Annotated in this window: 19 protein-coding genes; 16 read left to right on the top strand and 3 right to left on the bottom strand. The window is 55.0% G+C overall.

The window, feature by feature from the left end; genetic code table 11:
• Window positions 1-58: 58 nt before the first annotated feature.
• Window positions 59-685: a CoA pyrophosphatase gene (locus RTK01_RS05680; RefSeq protein WP_312280041.1), complete on the bottom strand. Its 627-nt coding sequence runs from the start codon at window positions 683-685 to the stop codon at window positions 59-61.
• A 30-nt stretch (window positions 686-715) separates the two neighbouring features.
• Window positions 716-1,606: a diacylglycerol kinase family lipid kinase gene (locus RTK01_RS05675; RefSeq protein ID WP_312280040.1), complete on the bottom strand. Its 891-nt coding sequence runs from the start codon at window positions 1,604-1,606 to the stop codon at window positions 716-718.
• A gap of 178 nt (window positions 1,607-1,784) precedes the next feature.
• On the opposite strand from RTK01_RS05675, the gene RTK01_RS05670 reads away from it, so the two are divergent.
• The 7 genes from RTK01_RS05670 (at window position 1,785) to RTK01_RS05640 (ending at window position 9,305) form a co-directional block, all read left to right on the top strand.
• Window positions 1,785-3,071 (top strand): AI-2E family transporter, encoded by a 1,287-nt coding sequence (locus RTK01_RS05670; protein ID WP_312280039.1) that lies wholly within the window; start codon window positions 1,785-1,787, stop codon window positions 3,069-3,071.
• Window positions 3,072-3,232: 161 nt separating this feature from the next.
• A complete protein-coding gene (locus RTK01_RS05665) occupies window positions 3,233-4,789 on the top strand; it encodes an ABC transporter substrate-binding protein (protein WP_312280038.1) in 1,557 nt (518 codons plus the stop codon).
• A gap of 46 nt (window positions 4,790-4,835) precedes the next feature.
• Window positions 4,836-5,780, top strand: coding sequence for an ABC transporter permease (locus tag RTK01_RS05660; RefSeq protein WP_312280037.1), 945 nt, complete (start codon window positions 4,836-4,838; stop codon window positions 5,778-5,780).
• The gene (locus RTK01_RS05655; protein ID WP_312280036.1) at window positions 5,777-6,610 is read left to right on the top strand and encodes an ABC transporter permease; all 834 of its coding nucleotides are present in this window, start codon (window positions 5,777-5,779) and stop codon (window positions 6,608-6,610) included. Before RTK01_RS05660 ends, RTK01_RS05655 begins: the two co-directional genes overlap by 4 nt.
• On the top strand, window positions 6,603-7,400 hold the full coding sequence (locus RTK01_RS05650) for an ABC transporter ATP-binding protein (protein WP_312280035.1): 798 nt from the start codon (window positions 6,603-6,605) through the stop codon (window positions 7,398-7,400). Before RTK01_RS05655 ends, RTK01_RS05650 begins: the two co-directional genes overlap by 8 nt.
• A gap of 64 nt (window positions 7,401-7,464) precedes the next feature.
• Window positions 7,465-8,199 (top strand): ATP-binding cassette domain-containing protein, encoded by a 735-nt coding sequence (locus tag RTK01_RS05645; protein ID WP_312280034.1) that lies wholly within the window; start codon window positions 7,465-7,467, stop codon window positions 8,197-8,199.
• A gap of 5 nt (window positions 8,200-8,204) precedes the next feature.
• Window positions 8,205-9,305 carry a DUF3810 domain-containing protein gene (locus RTK01_RS05640; protein ID WP_312280033.1) on the top strand — a complete coding sequence of 367 codons (1,101 nt, stop codon included), beginning with the start codon at window positions 8,205-8,207 and terminating at the stop codon, window positions 9,303-9,305.
• Between the two features lie 314 nt (window positions 9,306-9,619).
• Here RTK01_RS05640 and RTK01_RS05635 read toward each other — a convergent pair whose 3' ends face one another.
• On the bottom strand, window positions 9,620-10,348 hold the full coding sequence (locus RTK01_RS05635; protein WP_397352390.1) for a FadR/GntR family transcriptional regulator: 729 nt from the start codon (window positions 10,346-10,348) through the stop codon (window positions 9,620-9,622).
• A gap of 778 nt (window positions 10,349-11,126) precedes the next feature.
• Between RTK01_RS05635 and dgoD the strand changes: the two genes are divergently transcribed.
• From dgoD to RTK01_RS05590, 9 genes are all read left to right on the top strand, one after another.
• A complete protein-coding gene (gene dgoD, locus RTK01_RS05630; protein WP_312280032.1) occupies window positions 11,127-12,275 on the top strand; it encodes a galactonate dehydratase in 1,149 nt (382 codons plus the stop codon).
• Window positions 12,276-12,324: 49 nt separating this feature from the next.
• Complete coding sequence (locus RTK01_RS05625) at window positions 12,325-13,272, top strand: ABC transporter ATP-binding protein (RefSeq protein WP_312280031.1); 948 nt, start codon at window positions 12,325-12,327, stop codon at window positions 13,270-13,272.
• A complete protein-coding gene (locus tag RTK01_RS05620) occupies window positions 13,269-13,970 on the top strand; it encodes an ABC-2 transporter permease (protein WP_312280030.1) in 702 nt (233 codons plus the stop codon). The genes RTK01_RS05625 and RTK01_RS05620 overlap by 4 nt, the downstream gene beginning before the upstream one ends.
• A gap of 5 nt (window positions 13,971-13,975) precedes the next feature.
• The gene (locus tag RTK01_RS05615) at window positions 13,976-15,439 is read left to right on the top strand and encodes a GldG family protein (RefSeq protein WP_312280029.1); all 1,464 of its coding nucleotides are present in this window, start codon (window positions 13,976-13,978) and stop codon (window positions 15,437-15,439) included.
• Window positions 15,436-16,776, top strand: coding sequence for a DUF4340 domain-containing protein (locus RTK01_RS05610; RefSeq protein WP_312280028.1), 1,341 nt, complete (start codon window positions 15,436-15,438; stop codon window positions 16,774-16,776). The genes RTK01_RS05615 and RTK01_RS05610 overlap by 4 nt, the downstream gene beginning before the upstream one ends.
• Window positions 16,777-16,853: 77 nt before the next feature.
• A complete protein-coding gene (locus RTK01_RS05605; protein ID WP_312280027.1) occupies window positions 16,854-17,372 on the top strand; it encodes a TRAP transporter small permease in 519 nt (172 codons plus the stop codon).
• Between the two features lie 2 nt (window positions 17,373-17,374).
• Window positions 17,375-18,664 (top strand): TRAP transporter large permease, encoded by a 1,290-nt coding sequence (locus RTK01_RS05600; protein ID WP_312280026.1) that lies wholly within the window; start codon window positions 17,375-17,377, stop codon window positions 18,662-18,664.
• A gap of 70 nt (window positions 18,665-18,734) precedes the next feature.
• The gene (locus RTK01_RS05595) at window positions 18,735-19,841 is read left to right on the top strand and encodes a DctP family TRAP transporter solute-binding subunit (protein ID WP_312280025.1); all 1,107 of its coding nucleotides are present in this window, start codon (window positions 18,735-18,737) and stop codon (window positions 19,839-19,841) included.
• Between the two features lie 99 nt (window positions 19,842-19,940).
• The gene (locus RTK01_RS05590) at window positions 19,941-20,411 is read left to right on the top strand and encodes a PH domain-containing protein (protein WP_312280024.1); all 471 of its coding nucleotides are present in this window, start codon (window positions 19,941-19,943) and stop codon (window positions 20,409-20,411) included.
• Window positions 20,412-20,557: the final 146 nt, after the last annotated feature.

Here is a 20,557-nt window from a genome sequence, read left to right as displayed (position 1 = left end):
AAAACCGGCGCGGCCTGTGGGCCGCGCCGGTTTTATATCCGAGGGATGAAATTTTCCCCTAAAAAGTCTCCATGGTTTCAATCAGGTTTTTCACGATGCGCCCGGTCATGCCCCACACAGCCCGGCCTTCCCAGCGCCAGATGGGAACGTCCACCTCGCCGCCCTCCCAGTTATAGGGCGGAGAAACGCCCACCGCGTCATAGGGAAAGTCCGAGGGGCTTTCCGGCTCCAGCGTATAGAAGTACATCTCCGGGGGATTGCTGCGGAAAAATTCCAGCGGCACGGTGAATACCTCTGCCACCTCCGCCGGAGAGGGGCGCAGGGCGCAAAAGCCCTCCTCGTTCACCAGTCCCGGCACCGGCTGAAGAAAAAAGTGCCCCGGCTGGCAAAGATAGTCCGACCGGCCCAGCAGTTGAATGCTGCTTGAGGGAATGCACAGTTCTTCCTCCGTCTCCCGCAGGGCGCATTGCTCCGCTGTTTCCCCCGGTTCCATCCGTCCGCCGGGAAAGCAAACCTGACCGCCCTGACGGCGCAGCGTGGCGGCGCGCACCTCGAAAAGCAGATGCAGTCCGTCCTCCCGCTGCACAAAGGGGCACAGCACCGCAAATTCATTTTTCCGCCCCAAAAGCCCCGGCGTGTGGTCCCGCCAGAGGGCTTGAAGGGTTTTCACGTTTATTTCTTTCATTCTGCCAAATCCTTTTTCCTGTAAACTCCCTCAGCCCAGCAAAAAGGAGAGGGCCTGCTTCCGATTTTCAATGTCTACCACCGGCACGGCGGGGGCATACTCTCCATCAAGGGACCACGGAACCTCGTCCTCTGTCTCCATGTGAATGGAGGACACATGGCGGAACACCAGCCCGCCCCGGTCATACTCCTGATTCAGCAGCGCCAGAATGAGGTTGTTCAGCTCGATGGGGGTTTTGGGGCTGGGGATCAGCAGCATTTCAAACTTTCCGTCGTCCAGCACCACCCGCTCCGGGTCCAACTTCATCAGTCCGCCGATAGAGGTGGAGTTGCACACCGCGCCGAACAGGTATTCCCCGTCAAGCTGTTCTCCGTCGGCGGTGATGCGGAGCCGATAGGGCCGCAGGGTGTTTAAATCCTTCATGCCCTCCAATATATAAGCAAAGTGGCCCAAGGCGTTCTTCGCGTCCTGCGACGCGGTATACGCCGTGCGCACAAAGGCCCCGAAGGAGGCCACGTACACAAAATACCGCCGGTTCCATTTTCCGATGTCCAGCCTGCGGGCCTCGGCGGCCATGGCCTTGCGGGCCGCCTGCACCGCGCCGCTGGGAATCCCTAGGCTTGCGGCAAAGTCGTTGGTGCTGCCCCGGGGGATATAGCCCACAATCGGCGGATTCTCAAGGCGCATCAGGCCGGAGACCGTCTCATTCAGCGTCCCATCCCCGCCCACGCAGACCACCGCGTCGTAATTTTCCCCTTCCGCAGTCACCGTCTCCGTTGCGTCGCAGGCGCCCGCGGTGTTGTGAATTTTCACAAGATAGCCCGCGTCGGAAAAAACACCCAACGCGTCAAACAGCGGCGAGCGGGACTGCGTTTTTCCCGACCGGGGATTCACAATCAGAAGCAGTTTTTTATCCTTCATCGCGGGCCTCCTGTCTGCAAGCCATTAAGAATTTGTAAATAGTTAAAAAACAGGGGTCTTTAAACCCGCTGAAACAGTATAGCATGCCCCGCACGGTATTGCAATTCTCTTTCTCCCCGTGTTACAATACTGAAAAATGGCTCGCAATTTGCGGCCGGAATAAAGGAGGCGAAGCCGCGTGCGGCAGAGCAGATATTGGAAGGTAGGCGTCACCGTGTTTTTGACCGCGGCGGCGATTCTCCTGTTTTACGACGTGCTGTTTGGGCAGCGGGCCGCCGTGGTGCTGATGCTGCACCTGTTCACGGCGCTGGAACCGATTCTTTACGGAGCCTTGATGGCTTATCTTCTGGCCCCCGTGGTGGATTTTTTTGACCGGCGCATTGCCCGGGGCCAGCGCGCCATTCTGAGGGGGGATGGCTCGCTTCGGGCCACCGGCGTGCGGGCGGTAAGCCTGCTTATGACGTGGATTGTCATCACCGTCTTTACCTATCTGCTTTTAAGCATTCTTCTGCCTCAGGTCTATAAAAGCATCCTGCGGCTGATCGCAAACATGGAAAACTACTATAATACCATCAACGTCTGGATTGCCGGACTGCTGGAGCAGAATCCCTCTTTGGAATCCTGGGTCACGGCCCAGTTGAACGTGTATTATAAGGACCTGTCCACGCTGATTACCGATCAGGTGCTTCCTCAGGCCCGAAATCTGATGTCCGCCGTGGGCGGCGGCGTGCTTTCGGCGCTGAACCTGCTGAAAAATCTGCTGGTGGGAGCCATCGTCTCCGTGTACCTGCTGGCCACCAAGGAGCGCTGCGGAGCATACGTCCGCAAGCTGGTGTGCGGCTTCTTCCGCCCCTCTCAGGCGGGTTGGATTTTCCGGGCTGTGGGAAAGGCAGACAGCATTTTCAGCGGCTTTGTCCGCGGAAAGCTGCTGGATTCTTTGATTATCGGTATTCTCTGCTTTATCTGCTCAAGTCTATTCAAGTTCCCCTATGCGCCGCTGGTGTCCGTCATCGTGGGCGTGACCAACGTGATTCCCTTCTTCGGTCCCTTCCTGGGCGCGATTCCCAGCACCTTCCTGATTCTGCTGGACTCTCCCATCAAGGCGCTGTATTTTGTGATTTTCGTGCTGGCCCTCCAGCAACTGGACGGCAACGTGATCGGTCCCAAGATTCTGGGCGACCGGACAGGCCTTTCCAGCCTCTGGGTCATCATTGCCATTCTGGTGGGCGGCAGTTTCTTCGGCGTGCCGGGGATGTTTTTTGGCGTGCCCGTGTTTGCGTGCCTCAATACCTTTGTGGAGTTTTTAGTGAACAGCCGCCTGAAAAAGCGTGGGATGCCTATCAGCCCTTCCTCCTATTTGGGCGAAACGCCTGAGGCGAAGGCGGTTTCCTCGATGAGGAAGCAATCCGGGCCGGAAGAAGCGGGCAGCCCCGAAGAAAGCCCGGAAGAGCAGGAGAATCCGTAAAATTTTCTTGCAATTACGGGTGAAATCGTGTAAAATACGGCCTTGCGGAACGTTTTTTCCAAACGGCCCGCAAGGCCCCTTTTTTGGGACAAAACTGAATAGGAGCCAAAAATTTTTCAAACCCGGTGGACCCATTGGGCCGCCAGGGGAAGGAGAAAGCAATGAAACAGCGTATTTTGGCAGGATTCCTGGCGACACTTCTTTGCGCCGCACTCTCCGGTTGCGGGGGCGGCAGCAGCGCAAGCGATTCGACAGGAGGACAAAGCACGGGCGGAAACGGCCCGGCGCCCGCGACGGATTCCGTCACTGTGGGCATTTCTCAGGATTTAGACGAAAGCCTTGACCCGCACCTTACGGTATCGGCAGGGACCAGAGAAGTCATGTTCAACGTATTCGAGGGGCTGGTAAAGCCCACTCCCGACGGGGATCTGATCGACGCGGTCGCCAGCCACCACGAGGTATCAGCCGACGGAACGGTGTACACCTTCACTCTGCGTGAGGGCGTGACGTTCCACAACGGCGCGGCGGTGAGCGTGGACGACGTGGTTTGGTCCATCGAACGCTGCGCCGACGCCGGTGAGGGGAAATCCCCGCTGGTGGAGGCGTTTTCTGCTATTCAGTCGGTCAAGGCGACGGACGAAAAAACCGTGGTCATCACGCTGAACTCGGCGGAGAGCGAATTTTTGGCGGCGCTTACCACCGCCATTCTCCCCAAGGACTACGACGCGCAGGCCACGGCTCCCGTGGGCACCGGGCCCTTCAAATTCGTCAAGCGAGTCGCCGGGGACTCCATTGCCCTTGAGCGGTTTGACGGCTATTGGGGGGAGAAACCCGCCCTGAAAAACGTGACCTTTAAAATATTCGAGAGCGGCGACGCAATGGTGCTGGCCCTGCAAAGCGGTGCGCTGGATCTCTGCGCCCATCTCACGCCCACACAGGCCGCTCAACTGGGAGACGGCTTTCAGGTTTTGAACGGCACCATGAACCTTGTTCAGGCGCTTTATTTGAATAATGCAGTGAAGCCGCTGGACGACCTGCGGGTGCGTCAGGCCCTTTGCTATGCCGTGGACAAGCAGCAGGTGATTGATCTGGCGGGGGACGGGACGGGCAAGCCTCTCGGTTCCAGCATGTACCCGGCGTTTGTCAAGTATTTTGACGATTCCGTCACCGATTATTATACCCAAAACCTTGAAAAGGCCAAGTCCCTGCTGGCAGAGGCCGGGTATCCAAACGGGTTTGACCTGACCATCACCGTCCCCTCTAACTATCAGCCCCACGTGGACACGGCGCAGGTGCTGGTGGAACAGCTCAAGGCGGCGGGCGTCAACGCCAAAATCGAGCTGGTGGACTGGAGCACCTGGGTCAGCCGGGTCTATACCGACCGGAACTACCAGTCCACCGTGGTGGGCGTGGACGCCAGCAGCATGACCGGACGGGCCATGCTGGAACGGTTTACCTCCGGCTACGGCAAAAACTTCGTGAATTACGCCAACGCGGAATACGATGCTCTGTTTAAGCAGGCTCAACTGGTTTCCAGCGCGGGCGACGATGCGGAGCTGGTGAACCTGTACAAGCAGATGCAGGAAAATCTGGCGGTCAATGCCGCCAACGTCTACCTTCAGGATTTGGGTGATCTGGTGGCCGTCCGGGCGGGGCTGGACGGGTATCGGTTCTATCCCATCTACGTGATGGACCTCTCCGGTGTAAAGGCCGGATAATTGTGCAAATTTGCGCACACCCGGAGACGGAAAGGAGGCGGCGGCCTTGAAATACGCGGCAAAGAAACTGGCGGCGCTGCTTGCGACCATGCTGGCTGTCTCCTTTCTGGCTTTCGCGGCGTTTCAGGTGGTGGCGGGGGATCCCGCCACCGACCGGCTGGGAACGGAGGCCACGCCCCAGCGGGTGGCGGAGCTGCGCCATGAAATGGGGCTGGACCGCCCCTTTCTGGTGCAGTACGGAAGCTGGCTTGGGGGCTTTGTCACGGGTGATCCCGGTCAGTCCTATTCCGGTGGACCTGTTGCGGACCTGCTTTCCGCCCGTCTTCCGGTAACGTTGGCCCTCAGCCTGATGGCCTTTGCGCTGACGCTGGCGCTGGCCCTGCCTTTGGGCCTTCGCTCCGTGCGGCGGGGCGGACGGCTGGAGGTCGCGGTAAACACGGTGGCAAACCAGTTTTTAATGGCCCTGCCCCCGTTTTTCACCGGCATTTTGCTGACATGGCTGTTCAGCATCCTTTTGCATTGGTTTCGCCACGGGGCCTTTCCCGGCTTCAGTGCGGATGTGGGCGGGTCCCTGTGGTATCTTCTGTTTCCCGCCGTCGCTCTCGCCATCCCCCGGGTGGCCCAGACGGTAAGGATGCTCCGCAGCACCGTGCTGGCGGAGATGGATAAAGACTATGTGCGCACCGCCATTGCCCGGGGAAACGACCGGTCGGGGGTGCTGTACCGTCATGTGCTGAAAAATTCTCTGGTTCCGGTGGTCACCTTTCTGGCCCAGACCATGGCGGAAATCGTGGCGGGAAGCATCGTGGTGGAGCAGGTGTTTAACCTGCCGGGGCTGGGGCGGCTGCTGCTTACGTCCATCTCGGGGCGGGACTATCCCACGGTGCAGGCCATCGTGGTGATTCTGGCTCTGTGGGTGGTGCTGGCAAACACCGCGGCGGACCTTATCAACCGCTTCATTGACCCAAGGCTTGGAGGTGCGCGGACATGAAAACGCTGCAAAAGGCCGTTCGTGCCCACCGAAACGCCTGCTTTATTGCAGGCTGCATCATCACAGGGGTTCTGCTGGCCCTGATTCTGCTGGGCGCGGTGTGGACGCCCTATGACCCCACTGCCATGCGCGGCAGTGAAACGCTGCTGCGTCCGTCCTTTACTCACCTGTTTGGAACAGACAACTTCGGCCGGGACATTTTCAGCCGCGTCCTCAAGGGCGCGGGATTCACAGCTTTGGTGGCCGGGGGAACGGTGGCAATCGGCGGAATCTTCGGCACCCTCATCGGAGCGCTGACCGGATATTTCGGCGGCGCGGTGGACGAGGCGCTGATGCGCCTGAACGACACGATCACCGCCTTTCCCAGCATCTTGCTGGCGCTGGTGTGCGTGGCCGTCTTCGGTTCCGGAAAATATCAGGTGCTTCTGGTGCTGGGGATTGTGTTTATCCCCAGCTTCGCGCGGGTGTCCCGAACGGCGTTTGCCGCCCTGCGGGACGCAAACTTTGTCCAGAGCGCCCGGCTGATGGGAGCGGGCAGCGCACGCATTCTCTTTGTCCATATGCTGCCGAATACGCTTCATATTCTGCTCCCCGCCCTGACCATCGGGTTTAACAACGCCGTGCTGGCGGAGGCGTCTATGAGCTTTTTGGGCCTTTGCGGCCAGCCGCCGGAGGCATCTTTGGGCGCGCTGCTCTCCGAGGCGCAGGGGATGTTTGTCACCGCTCCGTGGTACGCGCTTTGCTCCGGCGGAATGATTGTGGCGCTGATTTTCGGCGTGGGCCTCATCGGCGAGGGCCTTCAGGACGGAAGGGGGGAGCGGAATGCTTGAAATCCGGGACCTTCATGTAAAATTCCACTCCCGCTGCCGGGAGGCGGTGGCCGGCGTGTCCCTCTCCATTGCCGACGGCGAGATTCTGGGCCTTGTGGGCGAGTCCGGCTCCGGCAAATCCGTCACTGCCATGTCGGTGGCGGGGCTGTTGCCCCGGAAGCAGTGCAGCTATTCCGGCGACGTGTTGCTGGACGGGCAGGACCTGCTCCACGCGGATCGGGCCGCCCTGCGGAAAATTCAGGGCAGGGACATCGGCGTGGTGTTTCAAGAGCCCCAGTCCAGCATGGACCCGCTGATGAAAATTGGGCGGCAGATTGAGGAGTGCCTGTATCTCCACACGGATATGAACCCGGCGGAGCGCCGCGCCCGGGCGCTTTCCGCCATGGCGCGGGTAGAGCTGCCCGAGCCGGAAACGCTCTATGACAAGTACCCCCACCAGCTTTCCGGCGGTATGCTGCAGCGAGCAATGATTGCCGCGGCAGCCGTGATTCATCCCAAGCTTTTGCTGCTGGACGAGCCGACCACCGCGCTGGACGTGACCATTCAGTCTCAGATTCTGGAGCTTTTAAAGCGGCTGAACCGGGAATACGGCATGTCCATGCTGTTCATCTCCCACAATTTGAACGTGGTCCGCAGAATCACCTCCCGTGTGGCGGTGATGCAGACCGGGGTGATTGTGGAGTCGGGCGCCACAGAGGAGGTCTACTCCAATCCCCAGCATCCTTATACGAAAAAGCTGGTGGCCGCTATTCCCTCCCGAAATAAGCCCAATTTCGATTCCAATATGTAATAATTCTATTTTATATTTCAATTTGTGTTAAAACTATCCGCATTGACGGAGGGAGGGTTTCGCGATGACCGATCAGTCAGCCTTGTCCGTCCGCCATCTTACCTGCGGGTATGAGAGCGGCGGAGGACTTCTGGGAAAAGCAAAGCGCCGGGAGGTGCTGCACGACGTCACCTTCAACGTGCGTGAGGGGGAGATTCTCGGTCTAGTGGGAGAATCCGGCACGGGAAAATCCACTCTGGCAAAGGCGATTCTGGGCATGATCAAGCCTGACTCCGGCGAAATCGTCCACTACACCAAGCGTCCCCAGATGATTTTTCAGGACCCGTACAGCTCTTTGAATCCCGCCTATTCCGTGGCGTGGATTCTGGAGGAGCCACTGCGGATTTTTGGTAAATACGACGCGGAGGAGCGGGCGCAGCGCGTGCGGGACATCCTGGACCGGGTAGAGCTTCCCGAGGAGGTGCTGGATGCGAAGCCCGCGGAGCTTTCCGGCGGGCAGCGCCAGCGGGTGTCCATTGCGGCGGCGCTGATTCAGCGTCCGAAATTTCTGGTGGCGGACGAGCCGGTGTCTGCTTTAGACGTGACGATTCAGGCCCAGATTCTGGGTCTTTTAAAAAAGCTGAACCAAGAGCTGGAGCTGAGCTATCTGTTCATCTCCCACGATTTAAACGTGGTGTATCAGCTCTGTCACCGGGTGCTGGTGATGAAGGACGGGAGAATTGTGGAGCAAGGGACAGTGGAAGAGCTGTTCGGCAACCCCAAGGAGGACTACACCCGCCGTCTTCTCGCCTCGGAGTGACGAGTATGAAACCATTTTTTCTGCGGTACAAAAAGCTGCATCTTTGGCTTGGGGCGGATTTGCTGCTTCTGGTGGTTTTTTTTGCCGTCCGGTGGAACGGCGCGTGGATGACCGCCCTGACGGAGCGGGTGACGAATCCCTTCCGCCGCCTGCTGGGTTCTTTCAGCTATCGGGTGGATTTTTCCGTGATGGAAGTCCTGTGCGGATTGCTGGTGGTGTTTGTCGCCGCCTATCTAAGCCTTGGAACCATTGCCGTCCTTCGGAAGAAGGAGGGGCGGGGCCATCGGGCCTACGGCGCTTTGCTGGGGGCCGTGTGCACAGGGCTGACAGTCTGGCTGGCATTTTGCTGGCTGTGGGGCGTGCAATACCGGGCGGACGGCTTTCAGGCCAAATCCGGCATTGTCGCCGAGGATGTGTCCTTGGAGGATTTGACCGCCGTCACCCAGTATTTCGCGGACCGGCTGGCGGAAACGTCGGGGCAGGTCCCCCGGGACGAAAATGGCCTGTTCTCTCTGTCCACAAAAGAAATTTTGAAAGAGAGCGTTTGGGTCTACGACCGGGTTTCAAAGGAATTTCCCTTTCTGTATTTTGACGATGCGCCGCCCAAGGCGGTTTATTTCTCCCGCGTGATGAGCATGCTGGATTTTACAGGATTTTATTGTCCCCTCGTTGGGGAAAGCAACGTGAATGTGGACAGTCCCGCCGTGTTTCTGCCCTCCACCGTGGCCCACGAACTGGCCCATCAGCGGGGCTTTGCCTCGGAGCAGGAGTGCAACTTCATCGCGGTTTTGGCCTGTACCGTCTCCGGTCTGCCGGAATACGCCTATTCCGGGTGGCTTTTGGGCTATGTACATCTGGGAAACGCCCTTTATCAGGCGGACCCAGACCGTTGGCGTGTGGTCTACGAGGGGCTTCCCGACACCGTGCGGGCCGATTTGGCGTACAACAACGCCTACTGGGCGCAATTTCGCGATTCTACCGTAAAAAAAGTCTCCAACAAGGTCTATGATGGGCTTTTAAAGGGCTATGGCGACGAAAACGGCATGAAGAGCTATGGCATGGTGGTGGATCTGCTGACGGCCTATTACAAAGAGCCCGCCGCCTGATTCGGCCATCTGAAAGAGGATCGAAAAATGAACGGAAGCCCATTCTCTGCGCCAGCTCCACGCAGGCTGTTGGATGCACCCCCGTTTATAATTCCAAGCGATCCGAAAGTATTGAATCCCGGATAGTGCCTGACAGGCTGAGAGCGCCTTGCCCGCAAACCATGTCTCTTTTTATCCCTTTTTCAATCTGCGCAACTTATTCTGCCTTATCGCAAAACCCCGCACGGGTTAAATACCCGCTGCATTGGAGACAAAAAAAGAGCCGTTTCAAAAGCATGTGCTTTTGAAACGGCTTTAAAGCGTCTAGGCAGGACTCAAAGGTTTTCGCTTGATAATTGTTGTTTGTGCGCTTTTTTGTATTCCTGCTTGATCACATTCCGATTAAGCGCTAAGTGCATGGACATGGCAGCCCGCGCCCCCATGGAATCCCAGTCGGCGATACAATTTACCACCTGCTCGTGGGTTTCAATGGTTGCCTCCAGCAGCTCTTTGCGAGTGATATTCGCAATCAAAATAACTGCCGCATCAATGATGGGCATCAGCGGCGCCACCACCATATTATGGGAGCATTTGGCAATGTAGGAATGAAATATCACGTCTTCATTCAAATAGTCCTGCCCCGCTTCAATTTTTTTGCGAACAGCATCGCTGTATACTTTCAAAAGTGCGGCTTCCTCATCTGTACGATTGAGAGCAGCCATCTCGGCAATCGTTGGCTCCAGCATCATCCGCACATCCGTGAGGTCTAATGCCAGTTGGATCTTATCCTCAACTGCTTTCAGTCCCAGCGGATCCTCCCGAAGCGGCGTTGTGGAAGAAACATATGTGCCGGAACCGTGCTTAACATGCAGAACGCCGCTTGAAACCAATAGTTTCACCGCCTCGCGAATCGTCCCGCGGCCAACATCAAACCGATCCGCCAACTGGTATTCATTTGGAAGCTTCGTACCAATCGGCAGCCCTTCATCAAGAATATACTGAAAAAGTTTCTCTTCTATCCGCTCAGTAAGTGCCCGCGTCTTAATGCTGGATAATTCTCCCATATTATCCTCCTTCAAAACCAAACTGAAGTCTTTAAGCTTTTTAATGACACAACATTGTGCGGCAAATGCCGAAAAGCGTCGGCCCGGCAACGCACTGCACAATCTGACTGAATGGCTATCTTGCACACAGTATCGCTGAAAAAGACGAGCGTGTCAAGCCCCACGTTTCCGTCCGGTATGTAGAGAGTCCGAGGCTGGCCTTCTCAACGGCCGCCCTTGGGCTCTTCAGACCACTCTCGTTGTATCACTTGATTCACTACTAAAAGGCTTCGGTTGAGATGCAAATCCACACGCTCACAGAGCATGTTTTGACATGTCTTCCACCGCTGAAAAGCTGATTAGGTTTTTTTCTAATGATCTAATAAGCGCGGGACACCCTTCCTGAGTTTCCCGCGCTTATCCTTTCTCCCCGTTGCGGCAGGTTTCCCAAAGCAGGACACAACGGAATCAAAGGACATTCAGCCGAAAAGAATACGAGAAGGGTTTAAACACCCAAAGTCATCGGATGTCTTTTTAGTTAAAAAGCGCAGGCAAGACCGTGTCAACGCCAAAAAAGGCAAAAATAATTGATTTTTTGGTGAAACACACAAAGCAAGCAAAAAATTTAAGTAAAAAGTAGAAATGATTTTAGACAACTTGTGTCGGCTTTTTTTGAAATTTATAATTAGAAAGCAAACATACGAGAAATAATTTGCCGTATTCCAGTGAGGCTGTAGATATCCCGGTTATGCAACGACTTCCCCATTGCGGAGAGAAATAAGGAAAGTGTGGTCATTCTATGAAAATCACTGCTGTCAACACCTACTACGTCCGTCCCAGATGGGGCTTTGTAGAAATCGAAACTGACGAAGGCTATACCGGCTGGGGTGAAGCTGTCCTGGAGGGACACGCAGACGCTGTTTTGGCTTGCGTGAACGAGTACAAGTCCTATCTGATCGGGCAGGATCCTTCCCGCATCGAGGATCTGAATGCGACCATTTATCGTGCCGGGTTCTACCGCGGCGGCGGAGTTTTGATGAGTGCACTGTCCGGTATCGATCAGGCACTCTGGGATATTAAGGGGAAGCTTTTTAACGCCCCTGTTTACGAACTGATGGGTGGCAAATGCCGTGACAAGATTCGCGTGTATTCCTGGATCGGCGGTGACCGTCCCGCCGATACCGGCGCAATGGCCAAGGAGCGCATGGACGCCGGGTTCAGCGCCATTAAAATGAACGCTACCGAAGAATTGCAGATGATCGACTCGTACGAAAAGGTTGACGCTGTTTTGGAGCGTGTGGCCGCTATCCGCGAGGCTTGCGGCAAGTACTTTGGAATTGCTATTGATTTCCACGGCCGGGTGCACAAGCCCATGGCAAAGGTTCTGGCCAAAAAGCTTGAGGAGTTTAACCCCATGTTCCTCGAAGAGCCTGTCCTCTGTGAAAATATGGAGTGCTTCAAGGAAATCGCCGCCTGCTGCAACATCCCCATCGCAACCGGCGAGCGTCTGTTCAGCAAATATGACTTCAAGCGTCTTTTGCAGGCTGGCGGCGTAGATATTATCCAGCCGGATCTGAGCCATGCCGGCGGCATTACCGAGGTCAAGAAGATCGCCTCCATGGCCGAGGCCTATGACGTTGCGCTGGCTCCTCACTGCCCCTTGGGTCCCATCGCACTGAGCGCATGCCTACAGGTCGACGCCACAAGCTACAACGCTGTCATTCAGGAGCAATCCATCGGCATTCATTACAACGTCGGCAAGGAAGTTCTGGATTATGCGCTCAATCGTGAGGACTTCCAGTTTGAGAACGGTTTTACGAAAATGCCCACCAAGCCCGGTCTGGGTGTTGAAGTTAACAAAGCATTGGTTCTGGAAGAAAACGAGCATCCCCACCAGTGGAAGAATCCCGTCTGGCGCCATGCGGACGGCTCCGTGGCTGAGTGGTAACTTTCCTTCAATAATTTGCTCATTGCGCAGCATACAGAGGCGGATTTACATGATAATCGAAGCCACACATCTGACAAAACGATATGGTGCAGCCAACGCACTGTTCGATGCGAACTTTACCATCGAAAAAGGTGAAATTGTGGGATTTTTAGGCCCTAACGGAGCCGGGAAATCTACCACGATGAATTTGCTCTGCGGGTATCTGACCCCCTCATGGGGTCAGGTTCGGATTGCTGGCGCAGACATGGCAGAAAACCCGCTGGAAGCCAAGCGGCACATCGGCTATCTGCCGGAGGTCCCGCCGCTGTATATGGACATGACCGTGGCAGAGCAGTTGGAGTTTGCCTGTGAGCTGCGGGGGCTTCGGATAAAAAAGTCTCTCCTGCGTGCGTACATTGATAATCTCTGTGCCCGCACGCAGGTTTCGGACACCCGGGATCGCCTGATCCGAAACCTGTCCAAGGGCTATCGGCAGCGTGTTGCTGTCACGCAGTTGTTGGTAGGCGATCCGGAAATTCTCATTTTGGACGAGCCCACCGTGGGGCTTGACCCCCGGCAAATCCGAGAGTTTCGGGATTTATTGAGCGACCTGAGCCGGGAGCACACGATTATTCTCTCCTCTCATATTCTCTCGGAGATTAGTTCCATTTGCGACCGTATTCTGGTGTTTTATGAGGGAATGCTCATCGCAGACGGGCACCCCCAACAATTGCAGGAGCAGCTATCCAAATGCCGTGTGTTGGAAGTGGAGATCCGCGGTGACGCCGAAGGCGTTGTTTCGCTGCTTCGCAATCTCCCTGATGTGTTGACGGTAAAGGAACAAGGGGCTGGAATTTATCAGGTATCCCATCGGGTCAGCACGGATATCCGCAGCGCTTTGTACCGCACACTGCGTACCACTGATTATGAGTTGATGATGATGAAGCCGGAAGAGATCTCGCTGGAGAGCCTATATCTCCGCATTACCGAAAATGAACAGGAGACGACGCAATTATGAGTGCTGTGTATCATAAGGAGATGCGTCAGTACTTCCATTCCGTCATCGGATATGTGTTTCACGCCATTTTCTTATTCATTAACGCCTTCTATTTTTTACTGCAAAATCTTTTGCCTCGCAGCGGTGATATTACAGACTATTTTCAGGCGACGATTACGCTGGAAATGTTTCTGATGCCCATGCTGACGATGCGGAGCTTTTCAGAGGAAAAAAAGCAAAAAACAGACTTGCTCTTATACACCATGCCAGTGGATTGCTGGCATGTGGTGCTGGCGAAATTTCTGGCAGCCGAGAGCATGTTCCTGCTGGGTCTGGCGGCAACGCTGGCATTTCCCATCATTCTGGCTCTGTGCGGCAGTATGCAAATCTGGATTGCTTTGGGCAATTATGTCGGCATTATCCTGCTGATGAGCACATTTATCGCCATCGGGATTTTCGTTTCCGCATTGACGGAAAATCAGATTGTTTCCGCAATTTTTTCCTATGTCCTGATTTTTGTTCTCTGGTATTCCTATGGACTTGGTTCTGCAATTCAGAATCCGGTGCTGCTGGCGCTTTTCAATAAGCTGTCCCTGATGCAAATGTATTATGAACTGGCTTTGGGCATTTTGAATCCTGCCGGCATCGCTCTGAATTTGGCGATCACGGCGATCTTCCTGCTTTTGACCACCGCAGTCGTGCGGGGAAGGAGGGGGTGAGCGCTGTGGAACATCAAAGAAGAGCCAACCGCGGCGTGATTCCTGAAGAGGTGCAGCGCAAGGCCCGGAAAGAAAACACGCTTCAGATCACCTGCCTGCTTCTGTCCATCGCCGTGATCATCGGTATTTACAGCATGATCAGCACAGCGACAGACCGTTTTTCCTGGAAATTGGATCTGACGGAAGGTCAGGTATTTCGCCTGACCGATACGACCAAAAGCGTTCTTTCCGAGTTAAATGATACAGTGACATTTACCTATTGTAATGATCGCTCCGCCGCAGACACCAATTTGAAGGAAGTGCTTAGCCGCTACGCTGCCGCTTCCCCAAAAATCGATGTGAGCTATGTGGATCTGGATGCCAACCCCGCCATGGTGGAGGAATATGGACAAAAAGACATTCCGCTCAGTTCTGACGGAATTCTGGTGACCTGCGGCATCCAATCCCGCTTTATTTCGTGGAGCGAGCTTTATGAGATGCGTACCGCCACCTCCGGGGACGAGAACCAAAGCTATTCCATCACCGGTCTGAAAGCCGAGACCATGCTGACCTCCGCCATCGTTGCTGTCAGCGAACAGGATTGCCCCGGTGTCGCCTTTACCGCAGGCCATTCCGAGGATGACAGTGAGACCCTGCGGAATCTGGTGGCAAACAGCAACTACGAAGTGTCTCAGGTGGTGTTGGGCGTAGATGAACTCAACGAAAACGTTGAGGCAATCATCATTGCCGGGGCCAAGCGCGATTTCTCCGAAGCAGAGTTGGAAATTCTGGATGCGTTCATGGACCGGGGCGGCAATCTGTGTATATTCCGTGATCCGGAAATAAATAGTCTGCCCAATCTGGACGGCTATTTGGCTGACTGGGGCATCTCTGTCACAGATCAAATCGTACTGGAGCCCCAGCAGCAAATGGACAGTCCTCTGAACATCATCCCGAATTTCGGCGTCAGCATGATCAATGTCTACTTCTCCGAGCATTCCACCTATTTGGTGCTGCCGGAGTGCCGGGCATTGGAACTGAGTAACGCCAACGCCAGCATTACCAACGCAGTGCTGCGCTCCACTTCCGCCTCCTATGCCAAAGAATTCTCGTCCATGAGTTCGCTGACGCAAAGCGCGGAGGATGCATCGGGTCCCTTTACCGTGGCCGCTACCGGCGAGCGCAGCTTTACCAATGGCAACGGCGAAAATGATACGCAGTATGTATTCGCCACAGCCTGCACGGGCTTTTATCAGGAGCGTTACCTCAAGACCGAAAGCCTTGGCAATGCCGACCTTGTCCTGCAAGTCCTTTCCCAGATGACGGACAATGAGGTAACCCTGAATATCCCGACGAAAAACCTGACGGCTGACAGCTTATCCCTCACGCGGACCACAATCATCCTGTTTGGAGCCTTCTTTGTGGTCCTGCTGCCCCTGAGCCTGCTGCTGATAGGTCTTTGGGTGTTCCTGAAAAGGAGGCACTCATGAAAGCGACCAAAAAAACATTGTTTGGGCTGATTTCGGCTCTGATTGTCTGTATTGCGGGCACGCTTCTCCTGACCTTTGCAGGTCGCGGTGAGGCGGCAGCCGACCAAGACCCCACGTACTACTTTACTTCCTATGCTTCACCGGAAAATGTGGTGTTGGCGAATCTGGAAAACAGCACCGGCAGTGTGGTGCTCGCCTCTGTCAACGGAACCTGCTATGCGCAAGGGGATATTCAGCTAGACGCTGATGCTGAAGCGATATCGGACTTCTTCAATACCGTGTACCGGCTGCCGATGAAGCGCCTGCTAGACGGCGCAGATGCCTCCGATTCCCAGTATGGGCTGACAGCGCCTCTGGCCGAAATCCTACTGCAGGATTCAGAGAAAAACGGCATTCTTTTCCGCGTGGGCAATGCCACACCGGACGGTGAGGGATATTACGCCTGCCTCAGCGGCGATGCGCGCGTATTTATCATGGACAGCGCATATGCCCAGGTGTTTCTGGACAATATTGATCATTTTTTTGATTTGAGCCTGTATCCCTCTCTGGACGGGGAGCGCATCAGCACCTTTCGCAGTCTCTCTGTACAGCGGAACGGGGTTCTTGCCTATGAGGTTCATGCGTCCTCGGATTCCAAGGGCAGCAGCTCCGTGATCCTCTCCATGACGGCGCCTTATTCTCTGGTTTTAGGAATGAATCAGGCGCGAAATGAGATCCTGACGCCGCTGGGTGCATTGGCCGGCGTGGATGTCATTACCCAACCGGACGAGTTATCAAGCTATGCGCTGTCAGATCGCAGCAACTGCTTCACGCTGACTTATCAGGACGGCACCTCCTCTGTGATCCGAGTGGGAAAGCAGGTCGGCACTGAGACCTACGTTCTGTGTGAGGGCAGCGGTCTTACGATGCTGGTGCCCACCGCCAACCTCTCTTTCTTTTATGATACCGCGCTGCGGGTTGTGGGACAAAATCTGGTAGAGGTATCCATGGGAGATCTCGCCTCCTTGCAGATTGGAAATGATACTTATCGGATTTCCGGAACCGCTCCTGCGCTGGATGTAACGCTGAATGGTGCAGCGCAATCTCTTGAGGAATTCCAAAACGGCGTTTATGCCGCCCTAAATCGCATTTCCCTTCAGGGTGAATGGAATGGCACCAAGGAGGGCCAGCCGCTGCTTGAGATGGCCATGCAAACTGGTCAGATGGATGAGGCGCTGCAAATGACCTATGCTTTCTTCCCCTTGGAAGGGTCCCGCTGCGGTATTGCGGTAAATGGCCAGCCCGCATTTCTATGCAGTCAGTCAGCCGTACAGCAGCTAATCGACGCCGCCGACTGAAAGCAACTGCACTTTTTTCAGTGATCCGCCGCGCTTGCGGCTGTCATAAACTTAAAAGAAAGGACTTCAAGTAAATCATGAGTATTCTCAAAAAAATTAACAATGGGCTGATGGCATTTATAAAGGTTGTCTTGATTGGCGCCGGTACCTTGATGACCGGTCTGGTAATCATGAACGTGATCCTGCGTTATGTCTTCAATTCCGGCCTTTCCTGGTCCGAGGAGGCCTGTCGCTTCCTATTCATCTGGGTCACTTTCCTTGGCGCGATACTGGCAAATGACACCGCGCTCCACGGCGAGCATATGCGGATGGACTTCGTTGTTGAAATGTTCCACGGAATTCCTCGTAAGATCGTGGAGGTCATCGCCCTGCTTCTGGTACTGGCGATGCTTGCCATCCTGTTCATAGGCGGCATTGAACTGGTGCAGGGGACATGGCCCATGCTGACTTCTGCGCTCCGCATTCCCAAGGGCGCCGTTTATCTCTGCGCCCCCATTGGTTTTGGCTATATGTTTATCCAGACTCTGGTAAAGCTTGCAAAAATCATTACTTTCAGCAGCGAGGCGCTGGAAACTGCAGATACGGAGGCTGAATAAGAATGTTAGCTGTATTTTTGATCGCCCTTTTCGGCTTGGTTGTTATTGGCGCTCCCATTGCGTTCTCTCTGGTGGGCACCGGTTTCTTCATGATGTTCACCCAGTCCCTGAGCCGTCCCTCCGCATGGTCCTTTTTTGCGCTGGCCCAAAAATTTGTCAACGGCACTGACAGCGTGCCCCTGCTGGCCATCCCCTTCTTCATGGTCGCCGGTGAAATCATGACCCGCGGAGGCATTTCCCGTCGTATCGTTGATTTCGCATACTCCGTGCTGGGCCGCTTCAAGGGTGGTCTGGGTTACGTGGGCATTCTGGCTTCCATGATTTTCGCAGGCGTGTCCGGCTCTGCAGTGGCTGATACCACCGCGGTCGGTTCCATGATGCTCCCGATCATGGAAGGCGCTGGCTATGATAAGGCCAAGTCCGCCGGCATCATCTGCGCCGCCGGCTGCATTGGCCCCATCATTCCCCCGTCCACCCAGATGATTTTCTACGGCGTTTGCGCCGAGGTCTCCGTTTCCGCTCTGTTCCTGGGGGGCATCGTCCCCGGCATTTTGATCGGCATCGGCCTCATGATCGCATGGTTCTTCCATGTCCGTCAGCGCAACTATCCTGTTGGCCCTAAGACCAACCTGCTCAGCATCTTCAAGGCAGCCAAAGAAGCTTTCTTTGCGATTTGCCTTCCTGCGTTCATCATTCTTTGCATCACCACCGGCATTGCTACCGCTACCGAAACTGCCGCTCTGGCTGTTTTGTACGCACTAATCGTCTCGGGCTTTGTGTATCGTGAATTCAAGTTTAATGAGTGGCCCAACCTGATGATCAACGCCATGAAGTCCACCGCTGTCATGATGTTTGTTGTCGGTTCTGCTCAGGTAGCCGCATACATGGTCACCACCTGCGCGATTCCCCAACTGCTGGCTAAGGTCATTCTCTCCATGACCAACAGTCCCGTGACCTTTATGCTGCTGGTAAACCTGCTGCTCATTCTGGTCGGCTGCGTCATGGACTCCGGCCCCGCTATCATGATTCTGACTCCGATCCTGCTGCCTATCGCCAAAAGCTTTGGTCTGGATCCCGTTTACTTCGGTGTTGTCATGGTCGCCAACCTGTGCATTGGTCTGGCCACTCCTCCCGTCGGCAACGTGCTGTACTGCGCCGTGTCCCTGTCCAAGGTTAAGCTGGCTGATCTGATCAAGGCCAGCCTGCCCTTCGTCGGCGTGATGTATCTGGTCCTGCTGGGCATCACCCTGTTCCCCGAGCTGATCCTGTTCGTGCCCAATCATCTGGGCTGATACCTACCTCTTGAAATGCGCGGGTTTTCTATTATCCCGTTCATAAATATTTTACTTAGGAGGAAACACCATGAAAAAGAATGTTCTTGCACTGCTGCTGGCTCTGGCCATGACTGCATCTCTGGCCGGTTGTGGTCTGGCCGCAACCAAGGTCCCTGCCGGCAGCTCCGGCTCCAGCACCTCCACCCCCGCCACCGGTGAAAGCACCGAGGTTGGCCCTTACGGCTCCTCTGCCGAGACGCAGGGCAAAACCAACCCCATCGTTGTGAAGGTTTCCAACGGTGCCGGCGAAACCTCTCCCGGCGTCAAGGCACAGTTGTCCGTGTTCGCCCCCATGGTCGAGAACAACTCCAAGGGCAACATCGGTGTTGAGGTTTACTCCGGCGCGCAGTTGGGCGACGATACCACCGCTACCGAAATGGTCGTTGCCGGTCAGTTGGAGATCAACAACACCTCTACCGCCCCCCTGGTGGGCTATGTGCCCGAGCTGGGTATCTTCGACATCCCCTTCCTGTTCAATGACGAAACCGAGGCTGACAAGATTCTGGCTTCCGTAGTTGGTGACTACCTGAACGCCAAGCTGGCTGACAAGGGCATCATCAATCTTGCATGGAACGAAAACGGTTTCCGTGAGCTGACCAACAGCAAGCACGCTGTTGCTTCTGTTGCCGACGTTGCCGGCCTGAAGATCCGTACCATGGAAAACAAGTTCCATCAGGAGCTGTGGAACAGTCTGGGCGCTGCCGCCACTCCGATGTCTTCTTCCGAGCTGTACACCGCTCTGGAGCAGGGTACTGTTGACGGCGAGGAGAATCCCATTCCAAACTTCTATAGCTATCAGTTCCAGGAAGTCCAGAAGTACATCACCATGTCCAACCACATTTACAGCCCCTTCCTGTTCGACATGTCTAAGAAAATCTGGGACACCTATGATGCTGACACCCAGGCCATCCTGAGCGAGGCTGCAACGGCCTTCGGCAAAGAGGAGAAGACCATCAACCGTCAGGCCGCTGCCGATAACCTGCAGTCCTGCATTGACGATTACGGCATCGAGGTCACTTATCTGACCGATGAGGCCAAGGCCGAGTTCGTGGAAAAGACCGCCCACATTCGGGATATGGTCGCTCAGGATACCGGTTCCGAAATCATGGACCTTTTGAACCCTGTTAAGAGTTAATTTTCACCGCTTCGTATGAAGCCGTTCTTTCGTAATCAGACTGGCCCGGCATTTGCCGGGCCAGTCATGAAAAAATGATAGAGTAAGGAGGCATTTCCTATGGAACAGGAAATCCATTTGAAAAAAGCGGAGGATCTGTATGCATACAGTTGCACCCATGGCTTCGGCAAGGGCTTGAACCGGGCATGGGGCATCAACAGCTTTCGCTTGGTGGAGCAGGCCATGGATGAAGATGAATTTGCCTTCCTGACTTTCATTGGCCTGCATCGATTCCACAGTATGTCCGCTCACCAGCGGAATTTTGCCTACGCAGTTACCAACAAGCGCATTATCATGGCCAAGATGCGTTTATTCTCGCGCTCCCGTATAGAAATCATGCCCTTAAACGCCGTTTTGAATCTGTCTTTTGACAATAACGACTCGATCGGCATTGTCAAAATACATCTGCCCAACGATGCAATCTGTGTCGGAATGTCGCAGGAAAGCATCGACGCACTCAGCAAACGGTTTACCGAACTTTTGCCCGTTATTCAGCAGTGCGCGCAGCAACTTCCCCCAATTGATAATTAGTAATTTTTTATCTTATACCCTTCTGAAACTTCGGAAGTGGTTGAATTAAATTTGAAAATTCCGGGCTTCGTCCCGCTTTTGAAATTGACACATGGATATAAGGAGAACTCTTATGGAACGCAGCAAAAAATATTTAACTGGCCTCG

Origin of the sequence: Oscillibacter sp. (assembly GCF_031978065.1) — a bacterium.
In the GTDB taxonomy this organism is placed as follows: domain Bacteria; phylum Bacillota; class Clostridia; order Oscillospirales; family Oscillospiraceae; genus Oscillibacter.
This window is presented reverse-complemented; position numbering and strand designations above follow the sequence as displayed.

Excerpts from the sequence above, each read along its gene's own strand:
- RTK01_RS05650 (WP_312280035.1), top strand. The coding sequence starts at position 6,603 with ATGCTTGAAATCCGGGACCTTCATGTAAAATTCCACTCCCGCTGCCGG.
- RTK01_RS05595 (WP_312280025.1), top strand. The coding sequence starts at position 18,735 with ATGAAAAAGAATGTTCTTGCACTGCTGCTGGCTCTGGCCATGACTGCA.
- RTK01_RS05645 (WP_312280034.1), top strand. The coding sequence starts at position 7,465 with ATGACCGATCAGTCAGCCTTGTCCGTCCGCCATCTTACCTGCGGGTAT.
- RTK01_RS05675 (WP_312280040.1), bottom strand. The coding sequence starts at position 1,606 with ATGAAGGATAAAAAACTGCTTCTGATTGTGAATCCCCGGTCGGGAAAA.
- RTK01_RS05590 (WP_312280024.1), top strand. The coding sequence starts at position 19,941 with ATGGAACAGGAAATCCATTTGAAAAAAGCGGAGGATCTGTATGCATAC.
- RTK01_RS05625 (WP_312280031.1), top strand. The coding sequence starts at position 12,325 with ATGATAATCGAAGCCACACATCTGACAAAACGATATGGTGCAGCCAAC.
- RTK01_RS05665 (WP_312280038.1), top strand. The coding sequence starts at position 3,233 with ATGAAACAGCGTATTTTGGCAGGATTCCTGGCGACACTTCTTTGCGCC.
- RTK01_RS05680 (WP_312280041.1), bottom strand. The coding sequence starts at position 685 with ATGAAAGAAATAAACGTGAAAACCCTTCAAGCCCTCTGGCGGGACCAC.
- RTK01_RS05640 (WP_312280033.1), top strand. The coding sequence starts at position 8,205 with ATGAAACCATTTTTTCTGCGGTACAAAAAGCTGCATCTTTGGCTTGGG.
- dgoD (WP_312280032.1), top strand. The coding sequence starts at position 11,127 with ATGAAAATCACTGCTGTCAACACCTACTACGTCCGTCCCAGATGGGGC.
- RTK01_RS05605 (WP_312280027.1), top strand. The coding sequence starts at position 16,854 with ATGAGTATTCTCAAAAAAATTAACAATGGGCTGATGGCATTTATAAAG.
- RTK01_RS05635 (WP_397352390.1), bottom strand. The coding sequence starts at position 10,348 with ATGGGAGAATTATCCAGCATTAAGACGCGGGCACTTACTGAGCGGATA.
- RTK01_RS05620 (WP_312280030.1), top strand. The coding sequence starts at position 13,269 with ATGAGTGCTGTGTATCATAAGGAGATGCGTCAGTACTTCCATTCCGTC.
- RTK01_RS05655 (WP_312280036.1), top strand. The coding sequence starts at position 5,777 with ATGAAAACGCTGCAAAAGGCCGTTCGTGCCCACCGAAACGCCTGCTTT.
- RTK01_RS05610 (WP_312280028.1), top strand. The coding sequence starts at position 15,436 with ATGAAAGCGACCAAAAAAACATTGTTTGGGCTGATTTCGGCTCTGATT.
- RTK01_RS05600 (WP_312280026.1), top strand. The coding sequence starts at position 17,375 with ATGTTAGCTGTATTTTTGATCGCCCTTTTCGGCTTGGTTGTTATTGGC.